The following is a 7624-nucleotide window of genomic DNA, read 5'->3' as shown; positions in this document are numbered from 1 at the left end:
CCGTCCTCCGGTCTGCGGAGTGCGGCACCCACCCATCTGGCCGCCGCACTCCGCGCGCTCAGTCGACCATGCCACCAGTTGCGGGCCGATTGAACTTCCGCATGAACAGCGCCAACACGAACGCCAGCACCGAGGCGGCCGCGAACATGTAGAAGGAATTCGTGTACGCGGCTTCGGCGGGTAGCTGCGCCATCGGTCCGGTGTTCAGTTTCATGGCTTCGACGTGCCCGGGCGCATTGATGTGCAGAATCAGTGGGTGCGCGGACATGATCGCAGCGGTCGCAGCGGTCGCAGCGGCGGTGCCGAAGCTGTTGAACGCCCCGTACATGCCGGCGCTGATGCCTTGCTGGTCCTGCGGCACCGACTCCACCACCATGTTCGGCAGAGTTCCCAGGTAGGCGCCCGCGCCGACACCGGCGATCAGGAAGATCAGGGCGAGCTGCCACGCATTCGAGTGGAACAGCGCGAGCAGTATCGGTGCGATGATGAAGCAGACTGTCGAGACGATATAGGGTCGGCGCAGTCCGTAGCGGGTGGACAGCCAGCCGCACAGTGGCGCCACGATCACCCACATCACCGTCATCGCGATCGAGACCTGAACGGTGAATTGCAGCAGGGTCATATTGAGACCGGGCAGTACTCCCTCCACCGAGAAATAGTTCTCCACCATCGATGGGGAGATCTGCATGTGCGTCTGCTGGGACGCCTGCGCAGCCGCGTTTTGGGCCGCGCCGTCGATGATCTGCTTTTTGACCGCGTCACCGGCCGCACCGCCGGGCGTCTCTGCCAGATAGCTGACCAAGTAGCCCAGGCCCTGCATGACGCCCACCGACAGGAACGCGGCCAGCATGATGCCCAGGAATCGTGGTGTATGCAGCAGCTTCGGATCCATGATCGGCTCCGAGGCAACTCGTTCCCAGCCGTAGAAGAACACCAGCAACATGATGCCGCCGATCAACCAGAGCAGCGACGGTGTGGCCGTCCATCCCCATGAGCCGCCCTGGCTGAGGAAGATCAGCACACCGGCGACTCCGGCGCCCAGCAACACGGCGCCGATCATGTCGATGCGGTGTCGCACACGCAGTTTGGTCTCCGGGACGAACAGCGCGAGCGGGATCATCGTGACCACGCTCCAGACCACGCAGAACCAGAACAGCGACCGCCAGCTGTAGTGATCGGTGAGTACTCCGCCCGCGATGGGCCCCAGTACCGCACCGATGCCGGTGCCACCGCCGGCCAAAGCGATCGCCATGTTGAGGTTGCGTCGCGGGACCAGATCCCTGATCAGACCGTAGGAGACGAAAATGCAGGGGAACGCGACCGCCTGCAGGCCACGTCCCAGAAGCATCAGCGCCCACGACGATGTGGCCGCGTCGATAACGCTTCCTACGACGGCGACGACCAGGCAGGCCAGAATGACTTTCTTCTTACCTATCCGGTCGGACAACTTTCCGATCACCGGCACGAGCGCCCCGCCCACGATCGCGTAAAGAGTGGACAGCCAGGTCAGCTGACCTGCACTTTGCTCAGGGAACGACGCGCCGACATAGCGCGCGGCCATGGATATGAAGGTGAAGTAGAACGTGCCGACCTCGGTGGCCGCGACGATCGCGAGAATGATCAGGACTACTCGCAGTTGCGAGACACCCTCGAGTCGTCCGGTGTCGACCTCGTCAGGACGAGCGACATCGATAGGCGGTGTTGCCATGGGCTTGTTATCTCCCTTCGTCCGCATCGAGCGCGGACTGCTGTGCTCCCCCTCCGGCCTTCCGGATCATCATTATCAACACAGGAGAATGACATTTCCATCACTATGTGACTGTTCGATATGTCGATGCGGTTTACGCATCCGCAAACACTCGTCAACACCGGCTTTTGGTCGATCGAACAATATATCGATACGCCGACCGACACGGGCGATCGACCCGGTCGCTTCTACGAAGCACTAGCTAGCACCTCCTATTGACTTAGATTTCCCCTAGTGCTATCCATATCGAGATACAAATTTTGGTCATTCGCACAGCATGTGAGGCGCATGCCAGGTCGATCTCCGGATCCGAGTACGAGGCTTTGGCGAATTGCCATGGATATCAAGCAGTTGACTGCCTTTGTGACAGTGGCCGAGCTCGGCAGTGTGACAAAGGCGGCGGACTTGCTGCACCTGACGCAGTCCTCGGTGACCCGACAGATCCAAGCGCTGGAGCAGGAGCTCGCAGTCGCATTGTTCGAGCGAACGCGCAACGGCATGGCACTTACGGCCGCCGGGCACGTGATGGCCGAACACAGCAGGTCCGCGTTGGACGAGCTCGGGCGGGCGCGTGCCGAGATCACGCCGCTGCCGGGTATACCCGGCGAAATAGTCACGGTAGGACTGCTCGAGAGCGTTGCCGACGCTATCGGAGTGCCAATGGCATCGGCCGCATTGCGCGAGTACCCCGAGTTCGGACTAAAGGTGGTTGTCGGCGATTCCGCGCAGTTGCGACGCCGGGCCGAAGACGGGGAACTAGATGTGTCTGTGATTGCGGAGAATCCCGGTGTGGCAGCGCCGCCGGGTACCCCGTTGGCGACCGAACCATTGTGGGTGGTCGCCCCGCCGGAAGCTCGGCTGCGTGCGGATGTACCTGTCGCGCTGCGCGATATCGCCGATCATCCCATTGTGATGGCGCCTGTCGGCAGCGCCCTGCGAGACTCCTTCGAGCACATCATCGCCGGAGTCGACGCGGGTTTCCGGATCGCGCTGACCACCGATTCGCTGCGCATGCGCAAGCATCTGGTCGCCGCCGGGTGTGGGTGGACAATTCTGCCGCCAGTCGCCTTCACTGATGAGCTTGCGGCTCAATCGGTCAGTGCAGCGCCATTGCACGCTCCGCAGATCCAGCGTCGGATAGTCCTCATTATGTCCCGATCAAGCCGTTCCAGCGCGGCAGCCGAGAATATCGCTCGACTACTCGCTCGCCTGGTTCGCGCCGCAGTTCGGGACGGGCGCTGGCCGTCAGCCCGGCTGGTCGGCTATCGGGGAGACGACGGCCGACTCTGCCATTGATCACCCACCGAATCCGTGCCCACAGCGGGCTGTCATGGGGCGGTTAGGCCACCATCGATCAGCGTGCGGCGGTTGGTGGCCAGAAGTTCGAACGGGTCCGACTCAGTGGCGTCGATCTCGGTGATGTGCCATCGGGCGTGCGGGGCCGCTCGCAACGCAGCCGGCACATCGACAACACCGGTGCCGATCGGGATCTGCGGCTTCGGCCGCATCGGGTCGTCCGGCCTGCCCGGACCATCCTTCAAGTGCAGAGCGACGACACGCTCACCGAGACGGGCGAGGATCTCAGCGGGATCCTGACCGGCCGACACGGCCCAATACACATCGAACTCGGCGACGACCATCGGGTCCAGCAGTTCCCACAGCACGTCGAAACCCAGGTCGCCACCAGGCAATTCGGCCCATTCGAAGTTGTGGTTGTGATAGCCGAGCCGGATGCCGTGGCCGGCCAGTTCGTACGCGACTTCGTTCATGCGCCGAGCGAAGGACCCCAGCTCGTCCCTGTTCTCGAATACCTCGCCGTCGAATCCTTCGACAAGCAGCGGGATCGCAACGATGACGGTGTCGGTCTCCAGGATGCGGCACACCTCGACGACGGCGTCTTGGCCACCCGCGGGGATGGCGGCGTGCACCGTGCTCACGGCAAGCCCGGCGGCGTCCAGATCGGCACGCAGTGCGCGGGCGTTGCCATGTAGTTCGCCGGTTGGGGTGTTCCAGAATCCGAGCGCGAACGGCTCGACGTATCGGTAGCCGATCTCAGCGAGGCGGGCCAGGGCACCGGGGCGGTCGGCCGTCAGCGAGTCACGAACACCATATAGCTGCACACTCGACGCGCCCGCCACGGTGATATGTCTCCTTATCCGGCGGTCACCGGAGGCGCATTGGTCAAGGGGATCACCTGGTTCGCCGACGGCCCCGAGGAGATGCGCAAAACCGTGCGCAAGCTGGTCGATATCGGTGTCGACCAGATCAAACTCTCCATGACCGGTGAGGAAATCACCGGCACCCGGCACGCCGAGGACACCTACATGTCCGATGAGGAGGTGGCCGCCGCCGTCACCGAGGCCCACCGGCGCGGTAAGCGGGTGTGCGCGCACGTGCGCAGTGCCGAAAGCGTGAAAATGTGTGTGCGGCACGGCGTCGACATCGTCTACCACGCCAGCTTCACCGACGAGGAGGGCATGGATCTCCTCGAATCCGCCAAAGACTGGATCTTCGTCGCCCCGGGCGTCAACTGGCTCATCGCCACCCTCTACGAGGCAGCGGACTTCGGCTACCCAGGCCGCCGAAGCAGCCGGGTACAAGCGGGAACTGGAGATGGCTACCGCGGTCATCACCGAAATGCATACGCGCGGAATCCGCGTGCTGCCCGGCGGTGACTACGGATTCGCGTGGACGCCACATGGCACCTACGCCCGCGACCTGCAGCATTTCGTCGAGCGCTTCGACTACACGCCGATGGAAGCGATCCTCGCCGCTACCGCGCTCGGCGGCGAGATCATGCAGCGCCCAACCGAACTCGGAAAGGTGCAGGCCGGATATCTTGCCGACCTGCTGCTGGTGGACGGCGACCCACTCGCCGATATCACTGTCCTCCAGCAGCGCGACAGGCTGCACTACATCATGAAGGACGGCCACTTCCACAAGGAGACACCGGAGCCACGCTGACACCCCTGATGACCGTCCGCGCTCGGTCCCATGATGTGCGGACGGTCATAGGGGTGACATTTCACGCCGACGCGAATGTCGGTGTGATACCAGGCAATTCAACGGATGTCCGGATTCCGGCGGGCGCCGCGCAGACATATGGGATCGCATTCACCGGCCGGTTGGCGGTGTAGGCCGGCGAGATCTCATTCATCTGCGTCAGTGGGAACGGGAAGCGCATATCGATGTCCAGGGGGGCGTCGCCGTCGACGGTCACGCGCCATCCGGTGGGACGCAGGTCCCAGTCGGCATCGATATCGGTTGTGCAGTACCAGTTCGCGCGGAAACGCAGCAGCGTACTACCCCGATGTTTCCCGGATATAGTGATCCGTTGCGCCGCAACTGTGCCCGCCTCCAGCGTGCCCGACTCGATTTCCGTCCGCTGCCGGGCCACTGCGACCTCTGCGATGGCGTCGAGGACATCCAAAGGCCGACCGATCGCGTCGGCGACCACCTGCAGCGAGGGGCCGAAGGCATGGCGCAGGTTGTCGGCGCGCCCCTTGTCGAATTCGGCGGGCGGAAGGCCGAAGCCCATGATGTCGAACACCATTGCCGGCGTCTCGCGTTGGGACATATCCGCGTATTCGTTGATCGTTATGTTGCGCAGTTCTCGCTGAATCGAGGACAACACGAGTGGGACCGCCTCGGTGATGAACCCGGGGCTGCTTCCGGTGCTGTGAATCGAGGAGTTACCGGTCCTGCAGGCGGCCTCCACCCTGGCGCGAACAGCCGGATCCATACTCGCAGGCCGATGGAATTCGCCACAGGTGGTGACGATATTGGCACCCGATTCCAGCAATCGGCACACGATATCGAGATCGCAGAGCAACGGTGTGTACAGCACACAGTCGGCGCGGAGGCCGAGGATCTCGTCTGCACTCCCGGTGGCGCGTACTCCGCTCGGCCCCAACCCGCACAACTCACCGGCATCGCGCCCGACCTTCTCCGGCGAGTGCACATACAACCCGGCCAGGGTCAGATTCGGGTGCTTGATCACCTCGCGCAACGTGCGCGCCCCGACATCGCCGGTGGCCCACTGGACCACGCGATACGACGTCGCAGGCGAGTCGATCGGCTGATGCGGAAACGGATTCGGTTCCATGAATGCCTCGCTCGGTAGAGTCTTCGCGGCGGGGTGACCGCCTCGCGTCTCGCAAATATTGGGAGCAAGACGATCACAGGGTCACTCGGCAAGCGGCAGAGAATGTGATTTCTAGATATTGATAACAGAATTACCACTCGACTGTCCATCCCCCGCGGGGCCCGAGCGCATCGGCCCGCGAGCGGTGGCCTCGTAGCCCGAAACCAACCAGAACACAGTGCGATCGACCGTCGCCACGATCGCCGGCACATCGATCTCGCCGCATGCGAAGCGGCCGAGCAGGCCATAAACCAGGCTGGACAGGATCGACTCCAGGTCGCGAACGAAATCGGTGTCGACACCGGCCAGCACGACCATCGCAGCGGGAACGACGGCATCGAACCCGCGGCGGATCAACCTCTCGCCCCCCGGCGCCGAACGCGCCCGAAAGTAGGCCTCGAGCAGGGCTGGGTGCTCTTCCCACGGTTCGAATATGCTGCGCAGCAGTCTTGCTAAGCCGGTATAGAGCGACCGGTCACCACCGATTGCCAACCCGTCCAAACCGGCATACCGATTCTCGTCCATCCACGCTTCGAGCCCCGCGCAGATCAGCTGATCGCGAGTGCCGTAGAGCTTGTAGATCTTCGCAAGCGACACTCGAGCATGCCGTGCCACTTCCCGCACCTGCAGGGCCTCGTAGCCCTCGGACTCGAGCAGCTCTATGACGGCTCCGTGAATGCGGTCGGACGCTCCGCCCGGTGTCTCACCCACGCTCTCATCAGCGCGCTTCACGACCAACGCAACTCCTTCCCACACCGCCGCAGAGGTGCTACTCTCCGAAAGTGGTAATCAGATTACCACTGCTCACGCACTTGATTTGCGCATGAGGATAACTGCGCTATCGCCGATGTCGGCGACCATGGCGCGGATCGTTCGGCTTCGAAGCGAGGATCGATGGGTTCGTTAGATGGCAAAGTCGCCTTCATCACCGGCGTAGCGCGAGGGCAGGGCCGAAGCCACGCCGTGCGACTGGCTACTGAGGGAGCTGACATCATCGGCGTGGACATCTGCGCCGACATCCCCTCCAACGCCTACCCCATGGCAAGCCGCGAGGAGCTCGACGAGACCATCGCGCTCGTCGAGGCCAAGGGTCGCCGGATGATCGGTTCGGTCGCCGATGTGCGCGACTTCTACCAGGTGCGCGACGCGCTGGATGCCGGCGTCGCCGAACTCGGCCGCCTGGACATCGTCTGCGCCAATGCCGGCATCGCTCCGCTGTCGCTCGAGGCGGTGCCGATCGAGACCGAGCTCGAACAGTGGGCCGATGTGGTCGGCGTGAACCTCTCCGGCACGTTCCACGCGACCCGCGCCGCGATACCCCACCTCATCGCCGGCGAGCGCGGCGGTTCCATCATTTTGACCAGTTCCACCGCCGGTCTGGTCGGCATGGGCGGCAACGAAGGTGGCGGCTTGGGCTATGCGGCATCCAAACACGGCATCGTCGGCATCATGCGATGCTTGGCAAACAACTTGGCACCACACAATATTCGGGTCAACACGGTGCACCCGACGGCGGTGAACACCATGATGGCCGTCAACCCGCAGATGATGGAGTGGGCGGCGAACAATCCTGATGGCGGCCCGCATCTCATGAATCCGATGCCGGTCGCGCTGATCGAGCCGGAGGACATCAGCGCCGCGATCGCCTTCCTGGCGTCCGACGAGGCCAAATACATCACCGGCGTGACCTTGCCGGTCGATGCCGGCTTCTGCAACAAGCTGTGAGCGGGGAC

Annotated in this window: 8 protein-coding genes; 4 read left to right on the top strand and 4 right to left on the bottom strand. The window is 63.4% G+C overall.

Annotated features, from left to right (window positions below; translation table 11 throughout):
* Window positions 1-58: 58 nt before the first annotated feature.
* Complete coding sequence (locus tag ACZ60G_RS36195) at window positions 59-1708, bottom strand: MFS transporter (protein ID WP_465816039.1); 1650 nt, start codon at window positions 1706-1708, stop codon at window positions 59-61.
* A gap of 375 nt (window positions 1709-2083) precedes the next feature.
* On the opposite strand from ACZ60G_RS36195, the gene ACZ60G_RS36190 reads away from it, so the two are divergent.
* The gene (locus tag ACZ60G_RS36190; protein WP_465816038.1) at window positions 2084-3043 is read left to right on the top strand and encodes a LysR family transcriptional regulator; all 960 of its coding nucleotides are present in this window, start codon (window positions 2084-2086) and stop codon (window positions 3041-3043) included.
* Window positions 3044-3075: 32 nt separating this feature from the next.
* On the opposite strand, the gene ACZ60G_RS36185 is transcribed toward ACZ60G_RS36190, so the two are convergent.
* Window positions 3076-3885 carry a sugar phosphate isomerase/epimerase family protein gene (locus ACZ60G_RS36185; protein WP_465816036.1) on the bottom strand — a complete coding sequence of 270 codons (810 nt, stop codon included), beginning with the start codon at window positions 3883-3885 and terminating at the stop codon, window positions 3076-3078.
* 6 nt (window positions 3886-3891) lie between these two features.
* Here ACZ60G_RS36185 and ACZ60G_RS36180 point away from each other — a divergent pair, with 6 nt between their 5' ends.
* Both ACZ60G_RS36180 and ACZ60G_RS36175 read left to right on the top strand, forming a co-directional pair.
* Window positions 3892-4422, top strand: a complete 531-nt coding sequence (locus tag ACZ60G_RS36180) for an amidohydrolase family protein (protein WP_465816034.1) — start codon at window positions 3892-3894, stop codon at window positions 4420-4422.
* Window positions 4385-4711, top strand: coding sequence for an amidohydrolase family protein (locus ACZ60G_RS36175; RefSeq protein ID WP_465816032.1), 327 nt, complete (start codon window positions 4385-4387; stop codon window positions 4709-4711). Before ACZ60G_RS36180 ends, ACZ60G_RS36175 begins: the two co-directional genes overlap by 38 nt.
* A 61-nt stretch (window positions 4712-4772) precedes the next feature.
* Here ACZ60G_RS36175 and ACZ60G_RS36170 read toward each other — a convergent pair whose 3' ends face one another.
* Together ACZ60G_RS36170 and ACZ60G_RS36165 are read right to left on the bottom strand one after the other, a co-directional pair.
* Complete coding sequence (locus tag ACZ60G_RS36170; protein ID WP_465816030.1) at window positions 4773-5852, bottom strand: NAD(P)H-dependent amine dehydrogenase family protein; 1080 nt, start codon at window positions 5850-5852, stop codon at window positions 4773-4775.
* 111 nt (window positions 5853-5963) lie between these two features.
* Window positions 5964-6623, bottom strand: coding sequence for a TetR family transcriptional regulator (locus ACZ60G_RS36165; RefSeq protein WP_465816028.1), 660 nt, complete (start codon window positions 6621-6623; stop codon window positions 5964-5966).
* Between the two features lie 162 nt (window positions 6624-6785).
* On the opposite strand from ACZ60G_RS36165, the gene ACZ60G_RS36160 reads away from it, so the two are divergent.
* Window positions 6786-7616: a mycofactocin-coupled SDR family oxidoreductase gene (locus ACZ60G_RS36160; RefSeq protein ID WP_465816027.1), complete on the top strand. Its 831-nt coding sequence runs from the start codon at window positions 6786-6788 to the stop codon at window positions 7614-7616.
* Window positions 7617-7624 lie beyond the last annotated feature (8 nt).

The organism is Nocardia sp. NPDC102475 (assembly GCF_055584605.1).
Note: the sequence above shows the minus strand (reverse complement) of the source record. Positions and strands in the feature narration are given on the sequence as shown.